The organism is Stenotrophomonas sp. TWI602 (assembly GCF_039674045.1).
GTDB lineage: Bacteria > Pseudomonadota > Gammaproteobacteria > Xanthomonadales > Xanthomonadaceae > Stenotrophomonas.
Genome location: NZ_JBDJMT010000007.1, coordinates 123,713 through 147,498, shown reverse-complemented (window position 1 = coordinate 147,498; position 23,786 = coordinate 123,713). Strand labels below are relative to the sequence as shown.

22 protein-coding genes are annotated in these 23,786 nt (G+C 67.8%); 9 read left to right on the top strand and 13 right to left on the bottom strand.

The features are described 5' to 3' along the window. Positions 1–3: 3 nt before the first annotated feature. From ABE483_RS09825 to ABE483_RS09815, 3 genes are all read right to left on the bottom strand, one after another. Positions 4–504 (bottom strand): cytochrome c oxidase assembly factor Coa1 family protein, encoded by a 501-nt coding sequence (locus ABE483_RS09825; RefSeq protein WP_346472288.1) that lies wholly within the window; start codon positions 502–504, stop codon positions 4–6. Positions 505–543: 39 nt separating this feature from the next. After that, entirely contained in the window at positions 544–2,772 is a 2,229-nt protein-coding gene (locus ABE483_RS09820) for a S9 family peptidase (protein ID WP_346481597.1), read from the bottom strand. A 170-nt stretch (positions 2,773–2,942) separates the two neighbouring features. Next, the gene (locus ABE483_RS09815) at positions 2,943–3,632 is read right to left on the bottom strand and encodes a glutathione binding-like protein (RefSeq protein WP_313219347.1); all 690 of its coding nucleotides are present in this window, start codon (positions 3,630–3,632) and stop codon (positions 2,943–2,945) included. 106 nt (positions 3,633–3,738) lie between these two features. Between ABE483_RS09815 and ABE483_RS09810 the strand changes: the two genes are divergently transcribed. Both ABE483_RS09810 and ABE483_RS09805 read left to right on the top strand, forming a co-directional pair. Beyond that, positions 3,739–4,374, top strand: coding sequence for a TIGR00645 family protein (locus tag ABE483_RS09810; RefSeq protein ID WP_313209426.1), 636 nt, complete (start codon positions 3,739–3,741; stop codon positions 4,372–4,374). 187 nt (positions 4,375–4,561) lie between these two features. Further along, a complete protein-coding gene (locus ABE483_RS09805; RefSeq protein WP_313209428.1) occupies positions 4,562–5,557 on the top strand; it encodes an energy transducer TonB in 996 nt (331 codons plus the stop codon). Positions 5,558–5,639: 82 nt separating this feature from the next. Here the strand turns inward: ABE483_RS09805 and ABE483_RS09800 are convergent, their stop codons facing one another. The 6 genes from ABE483_RS09800 to ABE483_RS09775 all read right to left on the bottom strand — a co-directional run bounded on the left by ABE483_RS09800 (position 5,640) and on the right by ABE483_RS09775 (position 12,163). Continuing rightward, complete coding sequence (locus ABE483_RS09800) at positions 5,640–6,302, bottom strand: LysE family translocator (protein WP_346481596.1); 663 nt, start codon at positions 6,300–6,302, stop codon at positions 5,640–5,642. Positions 6,303–6,518: 216 nt separating this feature from the next. Continuing rightward, positions 6,519–7,703, bottom strand: coding sequence for an ABC transporter permease (locus tag ABE483_RS09795; RefSeq protein WP_070469953.1), 1,185 nt, complete (start codon positions 7,701–7,703; stop codon positions 6,519–6,521). Continuing rightward, entirely contained in the window at positions 7,700–8,446 is a 747-nt protein-coding gene (locus ABE483_RS09790) for an ATP-binding cassette domain-containing protein (protein ID WP_313209434.1), read from the bottom strand. The genes ABE483_RS09795 and ABE483_RS09790 overlap by 4 nt, the downstream gene beginning before the upstream one ends. 34 nt (positions 8,447–8,480) lie before the next feature. After that, a complete protein-coding gene (locus ABE483_RS09785; protein WP_346463394.1) occupies positions 8,481–9,998 on the bottom strand; it encodes an alpha/beta hydrolase in 1,518 nt (505 codons plus the stop codon). 116 nt (positions 9,999–10,114) lie between these two features. Next, positions 10,115–11,284, bottom strand: coding sequence for a GGDEF domain-containing protein (locus ABE483_RS09780; protein WP_346481595.1), 1,170 nt, complete (start codon positions 11,282–11,284; stop codon positions 10,115–10,117). A gap of 129 nt (positions 11,285–11,413) precedes the next feature. Continuing rightward, on the bottom strand, positions 11,414–12,163 hold the full coding sequence (locus ABE483_RS09775) for a ferredoxin--NADP reductase (RefSeq protein WP_313425045.1): 750 nt from the start codon (positions 12,161–12,163) through the stop codon (positions 11,414–11,416). 104 nt (positions 12,164–12,267) lie between these two features. On the opposite strand from ABE483_RS09775, the gene ABE483_RS09770 reads away from it, so the two are divergent. The 4 genes from ABE483_RS09770 to ABE483_RS09755 are packed head-to-tail and all read left to right on the top strand — an operon-like array spanning position 12,268 to position 15,864. After that, positions 12,268–13,227, top strand: a complete 960-nt coding sequence (locus ABE483_RS09770) for an ABC transporter ATP-binding protein (RefSeq protein ID WP_346481594.1) — start codon at positions 12,268–12,270, stop codon at positions 13,225–13,227. Continuing rightward, positions 13,224–14,024, top strand: a complete 801-nt coding sequence (locus ABE483_RS09765) for an ABC transporter permease (RefSeq protein WP_346481593.1) — start codon at positions 13,224–13,226, stop codon at positions 14,022–14,024. The genes ABE483_RS09770 and ABE483_RS09765 overlap by 4 nt, the downstream gene beginning before the upstream one ends. Further along, entirely contained in the window at positions 14,024–14,962 is a 939-nt protein-coding gene (gene panE, locus ABE483_RS09760) for a 2-dehydropantoate 2-reductase (protein ID WP_346481592.1), read from the top strand. The genes ABE483_RS09765 and panE overlap by 1 nt, the downstream gene beginning before the upstream one ends. Positions 14,963–14,967: 5 nt before the next feature. Beyond that, positions 14,968–15,864 (top strand): epimerase, encoded by an 897-nt coding sequence (locus ABE483_RS09755; RefSeq protein WP_346481591.1) that lies wholly within the window; start codon positions 14,968–14,970, stop codon positions 15,862–15,864. 80 nt (positions 15,865–15,944) lie between these two features. Here ABE483_RS09755 and ABE483_RS09750 read toward each other — a convergent pair whose 3' ends face one another. Together ABE483_RS09750 and ABE483_RS09745 are read right to left on the bottom strand one after the other, a co-directional pair. Then, positions 15,945–16,742, bottom strand: coding sequence for a TatD family hydrolase (locus tag ABE483_RS09750; RefSeq protein WP_313219337.1), 798 nt, complete (start codon positions 16,740–16,742; stop codon positions 15,945–15,947). Positions 16,743–16,794: 52 nt separating this feature from the next. Further along, complete coding sequence (locus ABE483_RS09745; protein ID WP_313209450.1) at positions 16,795–17,838, bottom strand: hypothetical protein; 1,044 nt, start codon at positions 17,836–17,838, stop codon at positions 16,795–16,797. Between the two features lie 89 nt (positions 17,839–17,927). Between ABE483_RS09745 and hrpB the strand changes: the two genes are divergently transcribed. Together hrpB and ABE483_RS09735 are read left to right on the top strand one after the other, a co-directional pair. Further along, positions 17,928–20,432, top strand: a complete 2,505-nt coding sequence (hrpB, locus tag ABE483_RS09740) for an ATP-dependent helicase HrpB (RefSeq protein ID WP_346465683.1) — start codon at positions 17,928–17,930, stop codon at positions 20,430–20,432. Between the two features lie 182 nt (positions 20,433–20,614). Next, positions 20,615–21,004, top strand: coding sequence for a hypothetical protein (locus ABE483_RS09735; RefSeq protein WP_102788673.1), 390 nt, complete (start codon positions 20,615–20,617; stop codon positions 21,002–21,004). A gap of 59 nt (positions 21,005–21,063) precedes the next feature. On the opposite strand, the gene ABE483_RS09730 is transcribed toward ABE483_RS09735, so the two are convergent. Then, positions 21,064–21,603, bottom strand: coding sequence for a pseudouridine synthase (locus ABE483_RS09730; protein ID WP_102788674.1), 540 nt, complete (start codon positions 21,601–21,603; stop codon positions 21,064–21,066). A gap of 126 nt (positions 21,604–21,729) precedes the next feature. Then, a complete protein-coding gene (locus ABE483_RS09725) occupies positions 21,730–22,539 on the bottom strand; it encodes a methyltransferase (RefSeq protein WP_313209539.1) in 810 nt (269 codons plus the stop codon). A 225-nt stretch (positions 22,540–22,764) separates the two neighbouring features. Between ABE483_RS09725 and ABE483_RS09720 the strand changes: the two genes are divergently transcribed. Then, entirely contained in the window at positions 22,765–23,724 is a 960-nt protein-coding gene (locus ABE483_RS09720) for an aldo/keto reductase (RefSeq protein ID WP_346481590.1), read from the top strand. Positions 23,725–23,786 lie beyond the last annotated feature (62 nt).

Below are 23,786 nucleotides of genomic sequence, written 5' to 3'. Positions count from 1 at the left end.
CTCTCAAAGACTGAGCGACGGCGGACACTCGCCCTTGGCGCGGCACTCAGCCAACGCACAGCGCTCGGCCGCCTCGGCATCATCCAGCGCGGTCAGATCGATGGCCTCGTTGGCATCGGTGACCACATACAGCATCGGGTAGTCCCAGTGCTCGCCACTACGCTTGGCGTTGAGGAACAGGCGGCCCTTCCCTTGTGGACCGCTCACGCCGATCACGAACTGGCTCTGCCCATTGGAATGCATCGATCCCGCCGGCAGGTAGCCATCACGCAACGGTTCACCGAGGGCCTCGACCAGCTCGATGTTGCAGCGCGCGCGGCGCATGGCCTCCTGGTAGGGCGTGCTGGATTTGCTCCAGTACGCCCACTGCGACAGCGCGAACCACACCGCCCCCGCTGCCGCCGCAATGCCGACCACCACCGCCACTGGCATGGCCCAGCGCCAGTGGCGTCGCCACCAGCCGGTGGGCACGGTGGTACCAGGAAGTGCGGGCGGCAATGTCATCGGCAAACTCCTTGTCAGGCCGGTGGCAGGAACGGGGGATCAGGGCGCCAGGCAGCGCCCCAGGAAGTCCTCGGCCAGGCGGTAGCGGTGCAGGGCGTTGCTGCCCGACAGGCCGTGCTTGGCACCGGGATAGGTCATCAGTTCAAACGGCTGGCCGCGCTTCTGCAACGCGCTCATCAACACGGTAGAGTTGGTGAACAGCACGTTGTCATCGGCCATGCCGTGGATCAGCAGCAGCCGCGAGCGCAGGCCGTCGATATGCGCCAGCACGCGCGCTTCTTCATAGCCCTTCGGGTTGTTGCCCGGCAGGTTCATGTAGCGCTCGGTGTAGTGGGTGTCGTACAGGCCCCAATCGGTCACCGGTGCACCGGCCACGCCGCAGGCGTAGCTGTCGGAGGCCTTGGCCAGCAGCATCAGGGTCATGTAGCCGCCATTGGACCAGCCCTGCACACCGATGCGCGCCGGATCAACCCAGGCCTGCTGCTTCAGCCAGGCCACGCCGCGCAGCTGGTCAGCCACTTCCACCGTGCCCTGCACGCCGTACAGCGCACCGCCGAAATCACGGCCGCGACGCGGCGTGCCGCGGTTGTCCAGCGAAAACACCACGTAGCCCTGCTGGGCCAGGTACTGGTTGAACAGGTGATCGCCACGGCCGGGCCAGCTGTTGGTGACCGTCTGCGAGGCCGGGCCGCCATAGACGTACACCACGACCGGATAGCGCTTGGCCGGATCGAAACCGGTCGGCTTGATCAGGCTGTAGTTCAGTTCTGTCTTGCCGTCGGCGGCGGTCAGGGCGCCGAACTCGACCGGGCGCTGCGCATCGAGATAGCGTGCGTACGGATGCGCCGGGTCTTCAAGATTGTTCTCGACCAGGGTGGCGATCTTCTCGCCGTTGGCACGGTGCAGCGCGATCTGCGGCGGCGTGGTGGTGTTGGACCAGCTGTCCACGTAGACGCTGGCGTTGCGCGCGAAGCTGGCGGTGTGCATGCCCGGGGCCTGGGAGAGGCGCTTCGGCACCCCACCCTGCAGCGACACGGCGTACAGCTGGCTTTCGCGCGGGCTGTCCATGCCGGCGCGGAAGTAGACCTTGCCAGCATCTTCGTCCACGGCCAGCAGTTCGTCCACCGGCCAGTTACCGGCGGTCAGTGCGGTGACGGTCTTGCCGTCATCGGAGATGCGGTACAGGTGCTCGAAGCCACTACGCTCGGACGACCACACAAAGCCGCCCTGCTTGAGGAAGCGCAGGCTGTTGTGCAGCGGTACCCAGGTCGGCGAGGTTTCGGTCACCAGCGTGCGCTGCTGGCCGCTGGCCAGTTCGGTCTGGATCAGTTCGAGCGTCTTCTGGTCGCGCGACTGGCGCTGGAAGGTCAGGTGCTTCGGGTCGCGCCAATCGACGCGGGCCAGGTAGATATCGGGGTTGCGGCCCAGGTCGATCCAGCGCGGCGTGGCGTTGCGGCGCGGCGCGATCACCGCCAGTTTGACGGTGACGTTGTGGTCGCCAGCCGCCGGGTAGCGCTGCTCGATCATCTCGGTGCGGTCGGCATACATCTCGTAGCGCTTCTGCACCGGCACAGGCGATTCATCGATGCGGGCGAAGGCGATCGCCGAGTCATCCGGCGCCCACCAGTAACCGGTGTGGCGGTCCATTTCCTCATCGGCGACGAACTCCGCTACGCCATTGCCGATGGTGTTGCTGCCATCGTCGGTGAGCTGGATCTGCTGGCCACTGGCCAGATCGATCACCCACAGGTTGCGGGCACGCACGAAGCTGACGAAGCCGCCCTTCGGCGACAGCTTGGCATCGGTAGCGAAGCCTTCCCCATGGGTGAGCTGGCGCACCGCGGCCTTGCCCTGCTTGCTCAGGTCGTACAGGTACAGCTCGCCGCCGAGCGGGAACAGCAACGTGCGTGCATCCGGCGACCACTGGTAATCGACGATGCCGGTCATCGCGGCGATGCGCTGGCGCTCGCGGCGGGCCTTCTCGGCGTCGCTCAGGGTTTCCGTGCCGGGCAGCACCACCTTGGAATCCACCAGCAGATGGGTCTGGCCGCTGGCGATGTCGTACGCCCACAGGTCCAGTTGGTTGCGGTCGGCGTCCTTGCCGCGCAGGAAGCTGACCTGCGAGCCGTCCGGGGCCACCTTGGGTTTCATCAGGGTCGGGCCGGACAACGGCAGCGGGCCGGTGATAGCATCCAGGGTCAGTTTTTCAGCGTGGGCGATCGAGGTCGAGGCGAGCATCAGGGCGAGCGAAGCAAACAGGTGGCGCATGGAGGGTTCCGGGAGCGTCTGGGCAGTCCCCGGCCAGGAAAACGGCACGGGGAACGCTTCATCCTAACCAAAACCGTTCCGGTCGTGCCGGGGATGGCGGGCGTCCGGGCGCGCCCACCGCTGCGGGGAGCCGGCCAGCGGCCGGCACGACCGGGCAAGCGACCACCGCGTCAGCGCTGGCCGAACAGGTGCTTGCGCTCTTCTTCGCTGAGCGGCTTGCCGGCCTGCGGGTTCACCTTCTCGCGCAGGGCGTAGGCCCGCTGGGTGGCCGGGCGCGCAGCGATCGCGTCATGCCAGCGCTTGAGGTTCGGGAAGGCGCTGAAATCGACCGGAAGCGTGTCGTAGGCCCCGATCCACGGGTAGCTGGCCATGTCGGCGATGCTGTAGTCATCGCCGCCGAGGTAGGCACTCTGCGCCAGGCGCTTGTCCATCACGCCGTGCAGGCGGCGCACTTCGTTGTTGTAGCGCTCGATCGCATAGGGAATCTTTTCGGGCGCGTAGACGTTGAAATGGCCCATCTGACCGCTCATCGGGCCAAGGCCGGCCATCTGCCAGAACAGCCATTCCAGCACCGCCACCCGGCCGCGGCTGTCGGCCGGCAGGAAGCGGCCGGTCTTTTCGGCCAGGTACAGCAGGATGGCGCCGGACTCGAACACGCTCTGCGCCGCGCCGCCGTCGGTGGGCTGGTGGTCGACCAGCGCCGGCATCTTGTTGTTGGGTGAGATCGCCAGGAAGTCGGGCGTGAACTGGTCCCCGGCGCCGATGTTCACCGGCTGGATCCGGTACGGCAGGCCGGTCTCCTCCAGCATCAGCGTGACTTTGTGGCCATTCGGGGTAGGCCAGTAGTACAGGTCGATCATGGCGACGGCTCGCGGATTGGGAATACCGAGTCTAGTCCGTCATTCGGCTTGGCAGGGTCAAGCCGGACCGTTACGCTGCGCCGTCCCCGCAACGCAGCATTCCAGCATGAGCTCGACCCAGACCCCCATCAGTCCCCTGTCTTCCCTGATCTTCGCCTCGCGCTGGCTGCAGCTGCCGCTGTACCTGGGCCTGATCCTGGCGCAATGCGTCTATGTGTTCCTGTTCGGCAAGGAGTTGTGGCACCTGCTGCACGAGGCCAATGAGATGGGCGAGCAGCAGATCATGCTGCTGGTGCTGGGCCTGATCGACGTGGTGATGATCTCCAACCTGCTGGTGATGGTCATCGTGGGCGGCTACGAGACCTTCGTGTCGCGCCTGCGCCTCGAAAACCACCCCGACCAGCCGGAGTGGCTGAGCCACGTCAATGCGAGCGTGTTGAAGGTGAAGCTGGCGCTGTCGATCATCGGCATCTCCTCGATCCACCTGCTGAAGACCTTCATTGCAGCTGGCAATCTGGATGGGCTGCCATCGTGCAACAGCGACGCGTACCTGCAGGCCGTTTCGGCCGCTGTCGCAGCCGCCGGGCCCACGGCCGCCGTAGCCTTCAAGTGCTCGGCCATGACCTCCACCGGCGTGATGTGGCAGACCATCATCCATGCCGCCTTCATCCTGTCGGCGATCGGTATCGCCTACACCGACAAGCTGATGAACGGGACGCCGAGCAAGACGTTGTCTCACTGAGGCTTGCACGGCAGCGGCGGCATCGGTGAGGATGCCCCCTGCCCTGGCCGCCTGGCCCCCGGGCCGGGCGGGGTGATGCTAGATTGCACACCTGCGGGTCCGCCGTGGACGTCGGGAAACGTCCATGGCCTTCGGTCGGCCTGACCGCATCAGGCCCTACGTATCGTCGTCTTCAAAGGGGAGTTGGATGTCGCACGTCAAGACTCATGGCCCGGCGCGGCTGTTCGCGCCGATGATCCTGCTGGTGGCCCTGTCCGCCTGCTCTGGCAAGGACGAAACCGTACCGGCCGCACCTGCGGCACCGGCAGCCCCCACTGCTGCGCCGGCCGCACCGGCGGTGTCGGCCAAGGTCCAATCGTTGGGCACCGAAGAACTGCGCGAGCTGGCCGGCAAGGCGCTGCGCGAGAACCGCATGTACGCCCCGGCCGGCGACAACGCCATCGAGTATTACCTGGCGCTGCGTGACAAGACCCCGGATGATGCCTCGGTCAAGAGCGCGTTGACCGATCTGCTGCCGTACACCCTGATTGCCGCCGAGCAGAACCTGGGCCGCGAAGACTTCGCTGAGACCCAGCGCCTGGTCGCGCTGATCGAGAAAGTCGACCCGACCGCCCCGGCGTTGCCCCGCCTGAAGCAGGGCATCAGCGGCAGCATGCAGACTGCGCTCAAGCGCACCCAGGAAGAGACCGACAAGGTCAAGAAGGACGCCGAGACCCGCGCCAAGCAGCTGGTGGAACAACAGCGCCTGGCGCAGCAGCAGACCACCGAAGCCGAGGCCGCGCGCCAGATTGCTGCCCAGCAGGAAGCCGCGCGCCGTGATACGCAGGATGCCGAGCGCCAGGCCAACGCCCGTCGCGAGGCCGAACAGCGCCAGCAGCAGGCGGCCGCCCAGCAGGCTGCGGCGACCCGCCAGGCCGCCGCCGCACCAAGCCTGCGCCCGGTCAGCACGCCCGCCCCGCGCTACCCGGCCGACGCGCTGCGTTCGGGCACCTCCGGCGAAGTCCTGGTCGAACTCACCGTCGGCACCGACGGCTCGGTGACCGCCGCCCGCGTGCTGCGCGCCACCCCGGCCCGCGTGTTCGACCGCGAAGCACTCAATGCCGTCAAACGCTGGAAGTTCGAGCCGGTCGGCGCACCGGTTACGACCCGACGCACGCTTGCCTTCGCGCCGGAAGGCGGCTGATCGCGACGTAAGCTGGTATGACGAAAGGCCCGGAGTGATCCGGGCCTTTTTTCTGATTTCAGTGGCGCATGCAGCACTGCCGCTATAGGGCAGTCGAAGGTTCTTGCAACGCCATGGTGGCGGGCAACCCAGCGCTGACGAGGTCACGGCCTGCCATCCCCACGCCGATCAGGGCAATCAGCATCAGCAAGACGCCTGAGACGCGCAGCATCCCCCGGTGCACGTTTGGTTTCACCAACCGCCGGACCAACAGGCAGACCGTCATCAGGGTGGCGAAGTCCAGCACGATCCACAGTACGGTCAGCAGCCCCAGGCTCACCGTTGGCTGAGGCGTGATCTCGAGGAACTGCGGAAAGAACGATGCGAAGAAGATGATGTCTTTAGGGTTCGAGATCGACATCACGAAGCCCTTTGTGAAACTCCCGTGCGTCGCCACCGGCGTGGCCGCCGCCCTTCCGGCATCGTGCAGCATCTGGTAGCCGAGATAGCCGATGTAGAGGGCGCCGCCGCCTTTGAGCAAGGTAAACACCGTCTCATTGATGGACAGCAGCCCTTGGACGACCAGCATCGACAGCACGATCAGTACGAGGGAGCCAGCGTTGGTGCCGGCAATCGCCCGAAGCGCCAGCTTCGGTCCACCGACGATGCCGGTGCCTGCCACGAACACCGCAACAGGGCCTGGTATGGCGATCATCACGACCACGCTGAAAACGTACAACACGACAAGATTGGCATCGATATGCATGGGCGGGCTCGCTCTCCGTCTCCGAAAGCTCGTCACCCATCAATCTAGCCGGACAGCATCGCGGTAAGCGCAGATCGCCTGCGAGTGCAGCCTCTACCAGTGATCCCATGTGTCGTATCCAACACGGACCGCGCCTCACCCGGTCAAGCGCTGAGGCGCGCTGTCGTCATGCGAATCCACCCCTGAAGAAGGGCCCCTTTCGGAGCCCTTCGTGGATCAACCCGAAATCGCCAACCGCTCCTGATGGTAGCGGCGCACCGCGGCATACCAGAACAGCGCCGCCAGCCCGAAGCCCGCACCGAGGTAGACCGCCCACATCTGTGGGCTGATCGCTTCGTGGCGGATGATCTTGAGCAGCATCTGGTTCTGTGCCAGGAACGGCACCGCGAACTGCCACAGCTCACTCTTGATCGGGTACACCATCAGCGCATACCCCGGCAGCATCGGCAGCAGCATCAGCCAGGTCATGTGGCTCTGGGCTTCTTTCATGCTTTTGGCGGCGGCCGAGAGGAAGGTCAGCAGCGACGTACCGATGAACAGCATCGGCAGCATGATCAGCAGCATCTGCAGCATCGGCAGGAAACCCATGTTGAGCTGCCGGCCTACCCCGCCCGAGGAAAGCTGCGCGCTGATCTTGAAGGCCGCCAGGGTCAGCAACAGCGATGCCACACCGACAGCGCAGGCTGCGGCGATCTTGCCGCTGACGATCGCACTGCGCGGTGCGGGGGTGGCGAGCAGCGGCTCCAGCGATTGCCGCTCACGCTCGCCGGCCGTGGTGTCCATCACCAGGTAGGCGCCGCCCAGGAACGAGGTGATGGTCAGCAGGATCGGCAACAGCACTGACAGCATCATGCCGCGCTTGGCTTCGGCGGTGGCCAGATCCTGTGCGGCGACGTCCAGCGGTCGCGCCACCTGTGCATCGATACCGCGCGCCAGCAGGCGCAGCGCACCGACCTGCTGGCTGTAGCCGCCCAGTGCCGCCTCCAGGCGACTGCTGGGAATATCGGCGGCGCGGCGGGTACTGTCCTTGATGATCTCGACCAGCGCCGGGCGGCCGTCGGCCCAGTCCTTGCCGAATTCCGGGCTGATGCGCAGCGCCACATCGATACGCTGGCTGCGGATCGCCTCGGTGAGGTCTTTCGGTGCCTCGGTCGCATTCAGACCCTGCGATGCCAGAAAACGCACCAGATTGGGGGCATGCTCGCCGCCGATCATCGGAATTTCCAACGGCTGCTCGATCTGCGTCTTCACCCGGCTTTCGGCCAGTTTGCTCATGCCCAGGATCAGTACCGGGTACAACAGCGGCCCCAGCAGCAGCGTCAGCGCGAGCGTGCGGCGGTCACGGGAGAGATCGCGCAGTTCCTTGCGCATCACGGTCAACAGCGTGGCGAACGAACTCATGCGTGCAATCCTTCTTCGGTACCGATTGCCTTGACGAAGGCATCTTCCAGGTTGCTTTCCCCGGTCTGTGCGCGCAGCTCATCGGCACTGCCGGCGGCCATCACCGTGCCCTGCGCGATGATCACCACGTGGTCACACAGCGCGGCCACCTCCTGCATGATGTGGCTCGAGAAAATCACGCAGCGACCTTCGTCACGCAGCCCGCGCAGGAACCCGCGCAGCGCGCGCGTGGTCATCACGTCCAGCCCGTTGGTGGGCTCATCCAGGATCACGTTGCGCGGGTCGTGCACCAGGGCGCGGGCGATCGCGGTCTTGGTGCGCTGGCCTTGCGAGAAGCCTTCGGTCTGGCGGTCGAGGATGTCCTCCATCTCCAGCGCCGTGCACAACACCTTGGTGCGCTCGCGGATCCGCGCGGCACTCATGCCGTGCAGCTGGCCGAAGTAGGCGATGTTCTCGCGCGCGGTCAGGCGCTTGTACACCCCGCGCGCGTCCGGCAGGACCGCCAGCTGGCGACGCACCGCGACCGGGTCCACCGCCGCGTCGATGCCATCCACCAGCACCCGGCCCTGGTCGGGCTTCATCAGCGTGTACAGCATGCGCATGGTGGTGGTCTTGCCGGCACCGTTCGGCCCGAGCAGGCCGGTGATGCGGCCGTCTTCGGCCTGGAAGCCGACGTTCTGGACGGCCTGGATCAGGCCGGTCTTGGTCTTGAACGCTTTATGCAGGTTCTCGGCGACGATCATGCGCGCACCTCCCCGGTGCGGTGGGAGAAACGGTTCATGGGGCCCATCCGTTGAACGAGGTGAAGGCGGGCACCGGGCTGAGGGTATCCAGGCAGGTGGCGTCGAGGGATTTGGCATCCGCCGTGTCGATGAACTGGCCGAGGATGCGCGGCATGCAGCCGGCGTTGATCGTGCCGTGGCCCTGCCCCTTGGCGAGCAGGTGACGCCCGTTGGGCAGCTGCTTGAGCACCTGCTCGGCGTAGCGCGGCGGCGTGACCGGATCGAACTGGCCCGACAGCAGCAGCACCGGCAGCGTCGAGGCGAACGGCGCGGTGAAATCCTTCGGTCGCGAACCGGCGTTCCAGGCCGGGCAGGCGGCGAAGAACATGCGCGCCACTTCCGGGCCGAGCACACGGTCGCCCTGCGCGCCTTCCTGGTAGCGATCGGCATCTTCGGCGCACAGCACCGACCACTGCATGCCACGGTTCATCTGCACCCCGAGCGTGCGGCTGGCCATCTTGCTCAGCGACATCAGCGGCGCATAGCGACCCTGCGCGGCCTCATCAAGCATCACCGGCAGCAGCGAGGACAGCTCGGGCATGTACGAGAACATGAAGGCCAGTCCGGTAACCGAATCGGCGGTCAGCACATCACGCTCGGCCTGGCCGGTGCCGGGATTGCGGTACTCGACCTCGACCGGCGCCCTGGCCAGCGTGGCCATGACGTTGCGCAGCTGGGTGCGGGTGTCCACCGGGAAGCGCTTGGCGCAGATCGGATCCTGGCGGCACTGCGCCGACTGCAGGGTGATCGCATCTTCGAAGGTGTTGGCGAAGTCGCCACCGACCACCAGGTCGTTCGGCACCACGCCATCGATCACGACGGTGCGGGTGTGCTGCGGATAGTGCGCGGCGTACTGCTGCGCCACGCGCGTGCCGTAGGAGCCACCGATCACGTTGATCTTGTCCACGCCCAGTGCCTTGCGCACCGTATCGAGGTCGCCGATGGCTTCGGTGGTGGTGTAGAAGCGGGTATCGGCGCGACCGGTCAGCGACTGCGCGCAGCGGCGGGCATAGTCTTCGATCAGGCGCGCGCTCGGCGCCGCGTTCTCATCCAGCGGCAGCTCCTTGCCCTGCGCATCCAGGCAGGTGAGCGGATTGGATTTGCCGGTGCCGCGTTGATCGATCAGGAAAATGTCGCGCTGCTTGCGCACATCGCGAAGTGCCATGTTCACCGGTGCGGCGACCTCGGTCGCGGCCTGGCCGGGGCCACCGGCGAGGAAGAAGACCGGGTCGGCCTTGCCAGCGCCGTCATTGCCGGCCTCCAGCCAGGCGATGTTCAACCCGATCCGGCGGCCGTCGGGTTCGGCCGGATTTTCCGGCACCTGCAGCGTGGCGCACTGTGCCTCCACGTTCGCGCTGGCCTGCGCGCTGGTCAGGGTGCAGGGCTGGAACGCGAGCGTGCCGAAAAGGCGTTGAGCGGCGGCGGCGCCGGATGCATCTTCCGGTACCGGCGCACAGCCGGCACACAGGGCGGCGACCAGCGCACCGGCCAGCCTCAGGTGGTGTGTAGACATCTTCCGTACTTCCCCTTGTTGAAGGTCATGCCACCACGACGCGCGGGCGTGGCCGATGTGACCCAACTTACACGGCTGGCCCCGTGCCGGGGAAGGCGGCGGCGTCGCCGCGCACCTCACTGCACCGTCAAGGCCGCCGCGCTGATGGTGCGGTCGCGGCCCTCGGCCTTGGCCCGGTACAACGCGGCATCGGCTGCACCGAGCAGGCGCGCCATGTCGCCTGTGCCCTGATCGATCGCCAGGCCGATGCTCGCCGTCACCGGCACCGGCATGCCGTCCAGCCGCGCGGACGACTCACGCAGCGCCTGGCGCAGGCGATCGGCGCACTGCCGCGCCTGGGCCTGATCGGCCCCCGGCAGCAACAGGACGAACTCCTCCCCGCCATAGCGGCCCAGCAGGTGCTCGCGATCGGCGACGCAGCTGCTCAGCACGTCGGCGACATGCCGCACTACCGCATCGCCGGCCAGATGTCCCCAGCGGTCATTGATCTGCTTGAAGTGATCCACGTCCAGCAGCAGCAACGCCAGTGGCCGGCCGGGGCGGCGGTTGAGCTCCAGCAGGCTGGCACCGTCGGCCAGCACCGCCCCGCGGTTGAGCAGGCCGGTCAGCACGTCGGTGCGTGCCAGTCGCTGCAGGTCCACCAGCATGCGTTCCACCAGCAGCAGCACCAGCGCGAAGCACCGCGCCAGCTCCAGGATCAGGCCGACCAGATACGTGGCAAAGACCGGTGCACCCGCGCGCAGGAGGTCGTCACCCGCATCCGGGGCCACCGGCAGGAACAGGCGGACCAGGTACAGCAGCGTCTGCGCGGCGAACACCGCCGCCGCCAGCCGGCAGCTGGTGCGCTGCGCCGGCGGTGCGTGGCGCAGCAGCAGCCAGGTCATCCAGCCGTTGAGCAGTACCGCGAACACGCTGAACACGTGCAGCCGGATGACCAGGCTGGGATGCACCACCAGGAAGAATGCGATCGCGCCAAGATAGGTGGCCGTCAATGCCACCGGCTGCCACGCCGGCAGTCGGCGGCCAAGATGGCGCGCCACGCCGTACAGCATCAGCACGCCGGACAGCGCGACCGCGACGTTGCCCGACAGGATTCCGGCAACCTGCGGCAGGTACGGCCGCAGCGCGACCAGGGTCAGGCTGACCGACAGCATCCACAGGCTGGCCGTCCACAGCCGCAGCGCCGGCTGCCGACGCAGCACCAGCAGCAGCAACGAAAAACCCATGGCGATGCCCAGGCACAGCAGGAAGCCGAGCACGGCAATGGTGGGGAAATGCAGGGGCATCGAGTCAGCCAGGCGGAAGCGGCGCGCGGCGCATCTTACCGCTCGCCACGACGCTCCGCTGCCCGGTCCGGGACCGGGCAGCGGCACCTGGCTGCCGCGCACCGGCCAGCGGCGCGCCGGGAAGCGGGGTTACTTGCTGCTGACGTACTTCTCGCGCCGCACCTGCGGGGTCGGCAGGCCGGCGTCCTTCAGGGCCTCGAAGGTGGCGTCGACCATGTCCGGGTTACCGCACAGGTAGGCGATGTCGGTGGCCGGGTTCGGGGCGAACTCGGCCAGGTGCTGCTGCACGTAGCCGTGGCGCACGTCCGGATGGGGGTTCTCCGGCAGCTCGCGCGACAGGCACGGCACGTAGCGGAAGCCCGGGTGGGCGGCCGCGAAGGCATAGAAGTCGTCGCTGTAGAGCAGCTCGGTGGGGGTGCGGGCGCCCTGCAGCAGCACCACCTCCACCCCGCGCTCGGCCATGGCGGTGGCCAGCAGCGGCAGCATCGACCGGTACGGGGTGACCCCGGTGCCGGTGGCGATCAGCAGGTAGCGGGCGTTGTGGTCGCCTGGCTGCAGGCAGAACCGGCCAAACGGGCCGCTGGCGGTGACGTGGCCGCCGATATCCAGGCCCTCGAACAGGGCTGTGGCGGCGCCGCCGGGGACGAAGCTGACCGCGATATCGACCGCTTCGCCCGCGCCAAGGGCGTGGTTGTGAATGGTGGCCAGCGAGTAACTGCGCTTGGTGGCGGTGCCGTCGGCGTACTCGAAATGGACCTGGATGAACTGGCCGGGCTGGAAATCCAGCGGCTGGCCGTCATCACGCAGGAACTGGTAGTGGCCGACGGTCGGGGCGAGCATGCGCCGGTCGACCAGTTTGAGGGGGAATTGAACAGGCACGGCTTTTCGGGACAGTGTGTAGCCGGGGCAAGCCCTCGGGGTCTTCTATAATAGCCCCTCCCCGCCCCTATCCAGCGCCAGCCCATGGGCGCGAAGGCAAGAGCTTGGCTTCCCAGAACACTCCCGCGCCCACCGCCGCGCCCGCCCTGCGGGTGCGTGACCTCCGCAAAACCTATGACAACGGCACCCAGGCGCTGAAGGGCGTCTCGCTGGACGTGGCCCCGGGCGACTTCTTCGCCCTGCTGGGCCCCAACGGCGCCGGCAAGTCGACCCTGATCGGCATCATCAGCTCGCTGGTGAACCTCAGCGAGGGCCAGGTCGAGGTGTTCGGCAGCGACCTGGTGCGCAACCGCAGCGCCACCATGCGCCTGATCGGCCTGGTCCCCCAGGAGATCAACTTCAACCTGTTCGAAAAGCCCTTCGACATCCTGGTCAACTACGCCGGTTTCTATGGCGTGGGCCGTGCCGAGGCCGAGAAGATGGCCGAAGAGGAGCTCAAGCGCGCCCACCTGTGGGAGAAGGCGCAGGTGATGAGCCGCACGCTGTCCGGCGGCATGAAGCGCCGGCTGATGATCGCCCGCGCGATGATGACCCGCCCGCGCCTGCTGATCCTGGATGAGCCGACCGCCGGGGTGGACATCGAGATCCGCCGCGACATGTGGCGGGTGCTCAAGGAGATCAATGCCGCCGGCACGACGATCATCCTGACCACGCACTACCTGGAAGAAGCCGAGCACCTGTGCCGCAACCTGGCCATCATCAACCACGGCCAGATCGTCACCCAGGGGCCGATGCGTGAGCTGCTGGCCAAGCTGGACGTGGAGGGCTTCCTGTTCGACATCGACGGCAGCCTGCCGGCCGAGCTGCCGGTGATCGAAGGCGCCACGCTGATCGCCACCGACGGGCACACGCTGGACGTGGACATGCCGCGGGCCATGGACCTCAACCGGGTATTTGAAGCCTTGAACGCGGCCGGTATCCGGGTGCGTTCGATGCGGACCAAGAGCAACCGCCTGGAGGAGCTGTTCGTGCGCCTCACCGGCAACCAGGAGAACGTGGCATGAGCAGCACCCCGACCCCGGTCATCACCGACGGCCAGCGCAACCGCATCGCCCTGATGACCATCGTGCGCCGCGAAGTGGCGCGCATCCTGCGCATCTGGGGCCAGACCCTGGTGCCGCCGGCGATCACCATGACGCTGTACTTCCTGATCTTCGGCGGCCTGATCGGCTCGCGCGTGGGCGAGATGGGCGGTTACAGCTACATGCAGTTCATCGTGCCGGGCCTGGTGATGATGAGCGTGATCCAGAACAGCTACGGCAACATCAGCTCCTCGTTCTTCGGCGCCAAGTTCGGCCGCCACGTGGAAGAGCTGCTGGTCAGCCCGATGCCGAACTGGGTGATCCTGTGGGGTTATGTGTCCGGTGCTGTGCTGCGCGGCATGATGGTCGGCGTGATCGTGCTGATCATCGCCATGTTCTTCACCCCGGTGCGCATCCCGCATCCGCTGGTGACGCTGACCACGGTGCTGCTGGGCGCGACGATCTTCTCGCTGGCCGGCTTCATCAACGCGGTGTACGCCAAGAAGTTCGATGACGTGGCGATCGTGCCGACCTTCATCCTGACCCCGCTGACCTACCTGGGCGGCGTGTTCTATTCGGTCAAGCTGCTGCCGACGTGGGCCGAGGCGGCCACGCATGCCAACCCGATTTTCTACATGGTCAACGCCTTCCGTTACGGCCTGCTGGGCACCAGCGACGTGCCGCTGTGGGTGGCCTACGCGCTGATGATCGGCTTCGTGGTCGCATTGACCGCGCTGGCGCTGTGGCTGCTGAAGCGTGGTGTGGGGATGCGCAGCTGATGCGCATCCTGATTCTCGGCGCCGGTGGGACCGGTGGTTACTTCGGTGGTCGCCTGGCCCAGGCCGGCGTGGACGTGACCTTCCTGGTGCGCCCGGCCCGGGCGGCGCAGCTGGACGCGGCAGGGCTGGTGCTGCGCAGCCCGCTGGGCGATGCGGCGTTCCCGGTCCAGCACGTCACCGCCGAGGCGCTGCCCGCGTTGGCGAGCGCTGAACCGTTCGACCTGGTGATCCTGAGCTGCAAGGCCTACGACCTGGCCAGTTCGATCGATGCGATCGCCCCGGCGGTCGGGCCGCGCACCACGGTGCTGCCGATCCTCAACGGGCTGCGCCATTACGCCGATCTCGACGCCCGCTTCGGCCGCGATGCGGTGCTCGGTGGGCTGTGCTTCATCAGCGCGACCAAGGCCGCCGACGGCGCGGTGCTGCATCTGGCGCCGGCGGCCAAGCTGACCTTTGGCGAGCGCGACGGCACCGGCAGCAGCGCGCGCGTGCTGGCGCTGGCGGCGGCCTGCGTACAGGCGGGCGTGGACCACGTCGCCAGCGATGCCATCGGGCAGGAGCAGTGGATCAAGTACACCTTCCTGACCACGCTGGCGGCGGCGACGTGCCTGATGCGCGCCGATGTCGGCACGATCGTGGCCACCGATGACGGTGCGGCGATCGTGCGCGGCCTTTACGACGAATGCGTGGCGGTTGCCGAGGCGGCTGGCGAGCCGATTCCGGCCAAGGCACGCGAGATCGCGCTGACGGCGACCACCCAGGCCGGCTCGGCCTTGAAGGCCTCGATGCTGCGCGATCTGGAGGCCGGCCAGCAGGTGGAGGCCGAGCATATCGTCGGCGACATGCTGGTGCGTGCACGCGCAGCCGGACAGGCGGCGCCGCTGCTGGCGGTGGCCTATGCGCACCTGCAGGCCTACCAGCGCCTGCGCAGCGCCTGAGCACCATGCCTGCCACGCTGCCCGCCCGCGTGCTGGTGCTGGGCCTGGGCTACAGCGGCCGGCATCTGGCCGCGCTGCTGCACGCGCACGGCATGGCCTGCAGCGGCACCGTGCGTGATCCTGCGAATGCGCCGGACGATGGATGGGTCCGCCACCGCCTCGCCGCCGGCGAACCGATCAGCGCGGACCTGCGCGAGGCGATCCGCACGGCCGAGGCCCTTGTCTGCACCGTGCCACCGGATGCCGAGGGCGACCCGGCCTTGCGCCTGCTCACCGAGGCGCTGAGTGACAGCCCTGCCCTGCGCTGGGTCGGCTATCTCTCCTCGACGGCGGTGTACGCCGACCGCGCTGGCGGCTGGGTCAGCGAGGTGTCTGCCGCCGATGCGACTGATGAGACCGCCCTGAAACGGCTGCATGCCGAACAGCAGTGGCAGGCCCTCGCGCAGGCCCGCGGCCTCGCCTCGGCCGTGTTCCGGCTGCCTGGCCTGTATGGGCGCGGGCGCAATGCGCTGGTCCAGCTGGCGCAGGGCAAGGCGAGGCACGTGGTACGGCCCGGGCTGGTGTTCAACCGGCTGCATGTGGAGGATCTGGCCAGCGGCGTGCTGGCGGCGATGCAGCGGGCCGACGGCCATGCGCTGTATCTGCTGAGCGATGACGAACCGGCGCCGCCGCAGGACGTGCTGGGCTACGCCGCAACGCTGAGTGGGCTGCCGCTGCCCGCCGCGCAGGCGTGGGACGCACCGGCGGTGGCCGCCTCACTGCGCCGCTTCTACACCAGCCACAAGCGCATCGACGGCCGCACCACGCGCGCCGCATTGCGGTGGCAGCCGCGCTTCACGACCTATCGCGAAGGGCTGGACGACGCCTGGGTTCACGGCGACGGACGCTCCGCGCTGCGGTAGCCCACGACCGTCGGTCGTGGGTGCGGTGTACCAATGCGGGGTCCGACACGCGTACCGACCAACGGTCGGTACCTGCCCGCTCAGGCCGCGTCAGGCAACCGGAAGAAGGCGCGCGTAGCCGCCGTCGCGTTGGCGGCCGTGGTCTCCACGTCTTCGCCCCGATCACGTGCCAGTTCCTCGACGATGTGCGACAGGAACATCGGCTCGTTGCGACGGTCCTTCGGCAATGGCTTGAGCGTGCGCGGCAGCAGGTACGGTGCATCGGTCTCGATCATCAGCCGGTTGGCCGGGATGTGCTTGACCAGCTCGCGCAGGTGCGCGCCACGGCGTTCATCGCACAACCAGCCGGTGATGCCGATGTACCAGTCCTGGTCCAGGTAGTCGAACAGCTCCTGGCGCTCGCCGGTGAAGCAGTGCACCACCGCCGGGCCAAGCCGGCCCTCGAAATTCTTCATCTGCGCCATGAAATCGGCATGCGCGTCGCGCTGGTGCAGAAACAGCGGCTTGCCGTTCTCGGCGGCGAGCTGCAGCTGACGCTCGAAGGCACGGTGCTGCGCCGGGCGCGGGGAGAAATCACGGAAGTAATCCAGCCCGCACTCACCTACCGCCACCACCTCGGCATGGGCGTGCAGCGCGCGCATTTCTGCGTCGCATTCGTCGGTGTATTCCACCGCATGGTGCGGGTGCACGCCCGCGGTCGCGTACAGGAACCCCGGATGCTGGCGGGCCAGATCCAGCGCCATCGGCGAGTGCTCGCGGCTGGCGCCGGTGATCACCATCTGCACCACCCCGGCCTCGCGCGCACGCGCCAGCACGGCGTCGCGGTCGCGATCGAAGGAATCATGGGTGAGGTTGGCGCCGATATCGATCAGTTGCATGGGGCTGCTGCAGGACGGAAAACCGGGCCATTGTACCTGCGCCCCGGGAGACTCAATTGGACGCCGCTGGCGCGAGCAGCACCTCGACCAGTTCACGCGAGAGACCGGCCAGGCGTATCCGCCCGCCCTGCTGCTGCACGGTGATGAACGGCGCGCCGCCGCGCACGAAGGTATCCGTGGCCGCTACCGGTCCGTTGGCGGCAGTGCCCGGCATGCGCAGGTACCAGACCTGCGCGCACGTCGCCTCCAACGCCGGCACCGGCTCACGATAGAGGCCGCCGCGCCCACTGACCTCGGCCGTCCGCAGCAGACGCAGCAGACGCGCGAGCACGGCACTCGGCGCCACCTGGCCGGACATGCCCACCTCCTCGGCAAACGCGTCCGGCGCGGTGGTCATGGCGATCAGCGCGGCACTGGCGCGCGAGGCCGGCACCACCGTGCCGTCGATGGACCGGCCCGCCCGCGCCTGCGACTGCCAGAGCGCCTCGGTGGGCTCGCCCAGATACGGCTGCATGTCGCGCTCGAACTGCGTCCGCCATGCGCCGAACTGCTGCTGCGCCGCGGCCAGGTCCCATGCCGGCAGGGGGCAGCGCGCGGGGCGATCATGGCGCTCCCACCGCGTGGGCAGGCCGAGCGCTGCGCAGTCACGGCACGTCACCGCTCCGCCGGCGGCGGCCTCGAACCGCAGGCGGCGCGCGGCATCGTCAGCGCAGTCACCGGTGTCGTCGAGCAGCAGATGGAAACCGTCCGTCCGCCGGCACAGCCCCAGAATGTCCTTGCGCCGGTCCAAAGTGCTGCGCGCCAGTGCCTTCAAGGTGATGAAGGCAACATCGTCGGCCAACTGCAGACTCGGGTACACCGCTTCGCGCAACGTGCCATCGGCCACGGCGCGCAGGATCGCGCCGTCATCGCTCAACCCCGCCGGCAGGTAGCGCGCCTGGATCTGCGCCCGCGCCAGCACCGCCCAGTGATTGCCATCGTACGGCGCGTGCAGCGCCGTATCCGCCTCGGTGGCGGCAGGCGCGGCAGCGAGGGCCGTGAACGACGCCATCGCGCCTGCGGTCAACCACAACAGCACACCTACCGCGCAGCGCATCCGGGTCTCCAGGGTTCCAGGGCGGCACAGGGGAACACGCCGAACGCCCGCTGGCAATGCGCGCGCGGCGGACGCCGTATCCTTGTGCCATGCGTACCCCGATGTTTCCCATCTCCACACTGCTGCCGCAGATCCTGACCACGCTGGAGCGCGGCACCCGACTGGTGCTGGAAGCGCCACCTGGCGCCGGCAAGACCACCCAGGTACCGCTGGCCCTGCTGGAAGCGCCGTGGCTGGAAGGCCGCAAGATCCTCATGCTGGAGCCGCGCCGCGTGGCGGCCCGCAGCGCCGCGCAGTTCATGGCGCGGCAGCGGGGCGAGGACGTCGGTGAGACCGTCGGTTACCGCATCCGCTTCGAGAACAAGATCTCGGCGCGAACCCGCATCGAGGTGGTGACCGAAGGCATCCTGACCCGGATGCTGCAGGACGACCCGTTGCTGGAAGGCGTGGGGGCGCTGCTGTTCGATGAATTCCACGAGCGCCATCTGGCCGCCGATCTCGGCCTGGCCCTGGCGCTGGATGTGCAGTCGCAGCTGCGCGAGGACCTGCGCATCGTGGTGATGTCGGCCACGCTGGATGGCGAGCGGCTGGCGCAGTTCCTCGATGCGCCCCGATTGAGCAGCGAAGGCCGCAGCTTCCCGGTGACGATCGCGCATTTCCCCGCCCGTCGCGACGAGGCACTGGAACCGCAGGCACGGCGCGCGGTGGAGCAGGCCTTGGCCGAACATCCTGGCGACGTGCTGGTGTTCCTGCCCGGGCAGCGCGAGATCGCGCGCGTGCAGACTGCGCTGCAGGCCGTGCTGGATTCGGCCGTGCAGGTACTGCCGCTGCATGGGGAACTGCCGGTGGACCAGCAATCGCAGGTGCTGCAGCCCGATCCCGGCGGTCGCCGGCGTGTGGTGCTGGCCACCAACGTGGCCGAGTCATCGGTGACCCTGCCCGGCGTGCGGGTGGTGATCGACGCGGGTCTGGCACGCGAGCCGCGCTACGACCCCAACAGCGGCTTTGCGCGTCTGGATGTGGTGAACATCGCGCAGGCCTCGGCCGATCAGCGTGCCGGCCGCGCCGGCCGCGTTGCGGAGGGTTGGGCATGGCGGCTGTGGCCACAGTCGCAACGCCTGGAGACGCAGCGGCGGCCCGAGATCGCGCAGGTGGAACTGGCTTCGCTGGCATTGGAACTGGCCGCCTGGGGCAGTGACGACCTGCGCTTCGTCGATATCCCGCCGGCCGGTGCATTGGCCGCCGCCCGTGAACTGCTGCAGCGCCTGGGCGCGCTCAGCGGCAGCGGCACGCTGACCCCGCTGGGCCGGCGCATGCTGACCCTCGGTACGCACCCGCGGCTGGCCGCGATGCTGATGGCGGCCGGCGCGGGTGTCGAACAGGCGTTGGCCTGCGATCTGGCCGCGCTGGTGGAAGCGCGCGACCCGCTGCGGCAAGGGGGGGATGCACTCGCTGCGCGGTGGCGTGCGCTGGCGGCGTTCCGCCAGGGGCGCGTGCCGCACGATGCCAACCGCGGGGGCCTGGCTGCGATCGATGCGGCCAGCAAGCAATGGCGGCGACGCCTGCGCTGTGAGGCCGCGCCCCCTGCGTCGGTCGAGGCGCATCAACTCGGTGACCTGCTCGCCCATGCATTTCCGGACCGGATTGCTGCCCGCCATCCGACCGATCCGCTGCGCTATCTGCTGGCCAATGGCCGCAGCGCGCGCCTGTTCGATCCCAGCGATCTGCGTGGCGAGCCGTGGCTGGTCGCGGTGGAGCTGCGCTACGAAGCACGCGACGCGTTGCTGCTGCGCGCCGCGCCGGTGGACGAAAACCGCCTGCGCCGTGATTTCCCCGATCGCTTCAAACAGGAAGACGTGGTCCGCTGGGATGCTGAGAAGCGTGCGCTGGTCGCGCGACGCGAGACTCGATTCGATCGCATCGTGCTGGACAGCCGCTCGGCCGGTCGCGTGGATCCTGCGCACGCCGCGCAGGCGCTGACCGATGCGGTTGCCGAACTGGGGCTGGACGCATTGCCGTGGACCGAAGGGCTGCGCCAGTGGCAGGCCCGTGCACTGGCGGTGCGCGCATGGATGCCGGCGCTGGAACTGCCGGATGTCTCCGACGCAGCGCTGTTGGCGACGCTGCCGACCTGGCTGACTCCCGCATTCAACGGCAGGACCCGCCTGGACGCGCTCGACGAATCCAGCTTGGGTGAAGCGCTGAAGTCACCGCTGCCGTGGGCGCAACGCCAGCTGATCGATCGCCATGCCCCGGTCCGCATCACCGTGCCTTCGGGGATGGAGCGCCCGATCCACTACACGCTCGATGCCGATGGCGTCACGCCGCAGGCGCCGGTGCTGGCGGTCAAGCTGCAGGAACTGTTCGGCCTGAGCGACACCCCGCGCATCGCCGATGGCCGCATCCCGCTGACGCTGCATCTGCTCTCCCCGGGCGGCCGCCCGCTGCAGGTCACCCAGGACCTGCGCAATTTCTGGGCGAACACCTACGCCGAGGTGAAGAAGGAAATGAAGGGGCGGTATCCCCGGCATCCGTGGCCGGACGATCCTTGGACGGCGAACGCAACACACCGCGCCAAGCCGCGCGGCACGTGAGCAGGCCGCCCATTCCTCACCCGATGCGCGCATTCATGGCTGTCACCTGACCATCGCCCGGCACGTGGCGCGCGCAGCGCGGGGAACCGGCTACAGTCGTGATCCGGCCGTAGCAAATGGATAACACGCCCTACACGGCCACCGCGCGACACTGGATCAGAACCTTTAGGCAAGGACCCCCCATGAGCAGATTGACTGTGATTACCGACCGCGCCCTCGAGCGTGCCCTGGACATTGCCAGCAGCGCTGGTGACGGCCTCAAGCATGCCGGCAGCAACCTGCGTCACTTCGGGCCGCAGGCGACCGACTGGATCAAGACCGGTGCCGCACTCGGCGCGGTCAAGACCGGCAGCAAGGTCGCCGCCAAGGTGGTGCGCCGCAATCCGGCCGTGACCATCGCCGCCGCCGCTGTCGGCGTGGGCCTGCTGGGCTATGCGCTGTACCGCAAGCAGCAGAAGAAGAAGCTCGCCAACGGTGGGGTGGTGAACGGCCAGGCGCAGCGCATCAGCGCCCGCAACCGCCGCAACGACACCGTGGTGGACGAAACCAGCGATATCGGCAGCGACGCCTGATCCGCTGACGCGTTACCGCACGTGCATCGAAACCGCCGGTCTCTGCCGGCGGTTTTTTATTATCCGATCTGCCGCCATTGGCCGGGTTGCAGATCGCCGATCGCATGCGCGCCCATCGAGATACGCACCAGGCGCAACGTGGGCAGGCCGACCGCCGCGGTCATGCGTCGCACCTGCCGGTTGCGGCCCTCGCGCAGCGTGATCGCCAGCCACGCATCGGGCACTGTCTTGCGGAAGCGCACCGGCGGCGTGCGCGGCCACAGTTCAGGTGGCGGCTCCAAGCGCTCGACACCGGCCGGCAATGTGGGGCCATCGTTGAGCAGCACGCCACGGCGCAGCGCCTGGAGCTGCGCATCGGTCACTGTGCCTTCCACCTGCACCCAATAGGTCTTGTCCGCCTTGTGCCGCGGATCGGTCAACTGGTGTGCCAGGCCGCCGTCATCAGTGAGCAACAGCAGGCCTTCGCTGTCGTAATCCAGCCGGCCAGCCGCGTATACCGCCGGTGGCAGCCCGAAACCGGCCAGGGTCGCGCGCGGCGGCTGGCTGCGGTCGGTGAACTGGCACAGCACGTTGAACGGTTTGTTGAAGGCGATCAGCATCGGGGCAACAGCGGCAGTGGGATGGCCCATTGTCCCATCCCCATGCCGTCGCCGCGATCCAGACGGCGTCAGCCGATGGTCTTCATCTCGACCAGGACGCGCAGGCCATGGCCCGCGCGCGGTGTCTTACTTGCCCGGCTTCACGAAGCGCAGCGTCATGCGGTCGCTTTCGCCGATCGCCTGGTACTTGGCCTCATCGGCCGCGTCATGCTGGTTGGTCGGCGGCAGCGTCCACACGCCGTTCGGATAATCCTTGGTGTCGCGCGGATTGGTGTTGATCTCGCTGCTGCCGGCCAGTTCGAAACCGGCGGCCTTGGCCATCGCGATCACCTGCTGCTGGCCCACGTAACCGGTCTTGTCGTCTGCCGGTACATCGGCCTTGGCACGGTGTTCCACCACGCCGAGCACGCCGCCCGGCTTGAGCACCGAGAAGAAGCCCTTGAACATGCCTTCGGCCTGCCCGCTGCTGCGCCAGTTATGCACGTTGCGGAAGGTCAGCACCACGTCCGCCGAGTTGGCCGGGCCGAACACCGGGGCCTTCGGGTCGTAAGCCACCACACGGCTCTTGCCGAACACGGCAGCGTTGCCGGCGAATTTCTTGTCCAGCCCATCGCGGCTGCGCTGCTGGTAGTCGCGGCCACGTCCCTCCGCCACGGCCATCGGGTCGACCACGGCGGCCACGTACTGGCCCTTGTCGTGCAGCAGCGGCGCCAGGATTTCCGAATACCAGCCGCTGCCCGGAGTGACTTCGATGACGGTCTGGCCCGGCGCGACACCGAAGAACGACAGCGTCTGCGCCGGATGGCGGTAGGCATCGCGTTTGACGTTGGCCGGATCGCGGCGATTGTCCTGCACGGCCTTCTGCACGGCCGGGGTGATCGCGACCTGCGCGTTCGGGCCGGCGGGCTTGATCGCCATCGCGGGCGCGGCAAGCATCAGGGTGGAGACAGTGAACAGGCAGGCACAGGTCAACGAACGGGCTTTCATCGGCGGGGCTTCCAGTAACGGGATGCGGCGAGACTAGCAGCCAAGCGTGCACAGGTGTTCACAAAGCGTTAGTGCGACGCAGCAATCCAGAACACTGTTTTGTGCCTGCTGCCGCAACGCTGTCACCCCCCCGGCCGTATCCTGTGGAAACGATTCCCAGGGAGAACATCACCCATGACTGCTACGCGCGAACTCGGTCGTTCCGGCCTCCATGTCGCCCCCATCGCCTTCGGCGGCAATGTCTTCGGCTGGAGTGCGGACGAGAAGACCTCCTTCGCCCTGCTCGATGCCCTCGTCGAGGCCGGCTTCAACCTGGTCGATACCGCCGATGTCTATTCGGCATGGGTGCCCGGTAACCAGGGGGGCGAGTCGGAAACCATTCTGGGCCGCTGGTTCAAGCACAGCGGCAAGCGCGACAAGGTGGTGCTGGCGACCAAGGTGGCCAAGTGGTCCGAACACCCGGGCCTGTCGGCCGACAACATCACCGCCGCCGTGGAGGATTCGCTGCGCCGCCTGCAGACCGACGTGATCGATCTGTACCAGGCGCACGAAGATGATGAATCCACCCCGCTGGAATCCACGCTGGCCGCCTTCGGTCGCCTGATCGAACAGGGCAAGGTGCGCGCGATCGGTGCCTCCAACTACAGCGCCGAGCGCCTGCGCGATGCCTTGAGGGTCTCGGCCGACTACAAACTGCCGCGCTATGAAACGCTGCAGCCGGAGTACAACCTGTACGACCGCGCCGGTTACGAAGCCGGGCTGGAAGCGGTAGTGCGCGAAGCGCAGCTCGGCGTGATCAGCTACTACTCGCTGGCCAGCGGCTTCCTCAGCGGCAAGTACCGCAGTGCCGCCGATGCGGGCAAGAGCAGCGCGCGCGGCCAGAGCGTGGTGGACAAGTACGTCAATCCGCGTGGCCTGCGCATCCTGGGCGCACTGGACGACATCGCCAGCACGCATGGCGTGAGCCCGTCGCAGATCGCGATCGCGTGGTTGATCGCCCGTCCAGGCATCACCGCGCCGATCGTCAGCGCCACCAGTGTCGAGCAGTTGCACGATGTGCTGGCCGCCGCGAAGGTCGCGCTGTCGGCGCAGGATGTGCAGCAGCTGGATGCGGCGAGCGCCGAACAGGCCTGAGCCCACCGCCATGTATGACGGACAGCCGCCGCAGGGCGGCTGTTTCCGTGTGGGGCGGGCGC

What these genes read in the sequence shown, in the direction of transcription:
- ABE483_RS09790 (WP_313209434.1), bottom strand. Translation starts at nt 8,446, where the DNA reads ATGATCGTCGCCGAGAACCTGCATAAAGCGTTCAAGACCAAGACCGGC.
- ABE483_RS09780 (WP_346481595.1), bottom strand. Translation starts at nt 11,284, where the DNA reads ATGCCCCTGCATTTCCCCACCATTGCCGTGCTCGGCTTCCTGCTGTGC.
- panE (WP_346481592.1), top strand. Translation starts at nt 14,024, where the DNA reads ATGCGCATCCTGATTCTCGGCGCCGGTGGGACCGGTGGTTACTTCGGT.
- ABE483_RS09745 (WP_313209450.1), bottom strand. Translation starts at nt 17,838, where the DNA reads ATGCGCTGCGCGGTAGGTGTGCTGTTGTGGTTGACCGCAGGCGCGATG.
- ABE483_RS09720 (WP_346481590.1), top strand. Translation starts at nt 22,765, where the DNA reads ATGACTGCTACGCGCGAACTCGGTCGTTCCGGCCTCCATGTCGCCCCC.
- ABE483_RS09795 (WP_070469953.1), bottom strand. Translation starts at nt 7,703, where the DNA reads ATGAGTTCGTTCGCCACGCTGTTGACCGTGATGCGCAAGGAACTGCGC.
- ABE483_RS09750 (WP_313219337.1), bottom strand. Translation starts at nt 16,742, where the DNA reads ATGCAACTGATCGATATCGGCGCCAACCTCACCCATGATTCCTTCGAT.
- ABE483_RS09785 (WP_346463394.1), bottom strand. Translation starts at nt 9,998, where the DNA reads ATGTCTACACACCACCTGAGGCTGGCCGGTGCGCTGGTCGCCGCCCTG.
- ABE483_RS09805 (WP_313209428.1), top strand. Translation starts at nt 4,562, where the DNA reads ATGTCGCACGTCAAGACTCATGGCCCGGCGCGGCTGTTCGCGCCGATG.
- hrpB (WP_346465683.1), top strand. Translation starts at nt 17,928, where the DNA reads ATGCGTACCCCGATGTTTCCCATCTCCACACTGCTGCCGCAGATCCTG.
- ABE483_RS09765 (WP_346481593.1), top strand. Translation starts at nt 13,224, where the DNA reads ATGAGCAGCACCCCGACCCCGGTCATCACCGACGGCCAGCGCAACCGC.
- ABE483_RS09820 (WP_346481597.1), bottom strand. Translation starts at nt 2,772, where the DNA reads ATGCGCCACCTGTTTGCTTCGCTCGCCCTGATGCTCGCCTCGACCTCG.
- ABE483_RS09725 (WP_313209539.1), bottom strand. Translation starts at nt 22,539, where the DNA reads ATGCTTGCCGCGCCCGCGATGGCGATCAAGCCCGCCGGCCCGAACGCG.
- ABE483_RS09730 (WP_102788674.1), bottom strand. Translation starts at nt 21,603, where the DNA reads ATGCTGATCGCCTTCAACAAACCGTTCAACGTGCTGTGCCAGTTCACC.
- ABE483_RS09815 (WP_313219347.1), bottom strand. Translation starts at nt 3,632, where the DNA reads ATGATCGACCTGTACTACTGGCCTACCCCGAATGGCCACAAAGTCACG.
- ABE483_RS09735 (WP_102788673.1), top strand. Translation starts at nt 20,615, where the DNA reads ATGAGCAGATTGACTGTGATTACCGACCGCGCCCTCGAGCGTGCCCTG.
- ABE483_RS09800 (WP_346481596.1), bottom strand. Translation starts at nt 6,302, where the DNA reads ATGCATATCGATGCCAATCTTGTCGTGTTGTACGTTTTCAGCGTGGTC.
- ABE483_RS09755 (WP_346481591.1), top strand. Translation starts at nt 14,968, where the DNA reads ATGCCTGCCACGCTGCCCGCCCGCGTGCTGGTGCTGGGCCTGGGCTAC.
- ABE483_RS09825 (WP_346472288.1), bottom strand. Translation starts at nt 504, where the DNA reads ATGACATTGCCGCCCGCACTTCCTGGTACCACCGTGCCCACCGGCTGG.
- ABE483_RS09810 (WP_313209426.1), top strand. Translation starts at nt 3,739, where the DNA reads ATGAGCTCGACCCAGACCCCCATCAGTCCCCTGTCTTCCCTGATCTTC.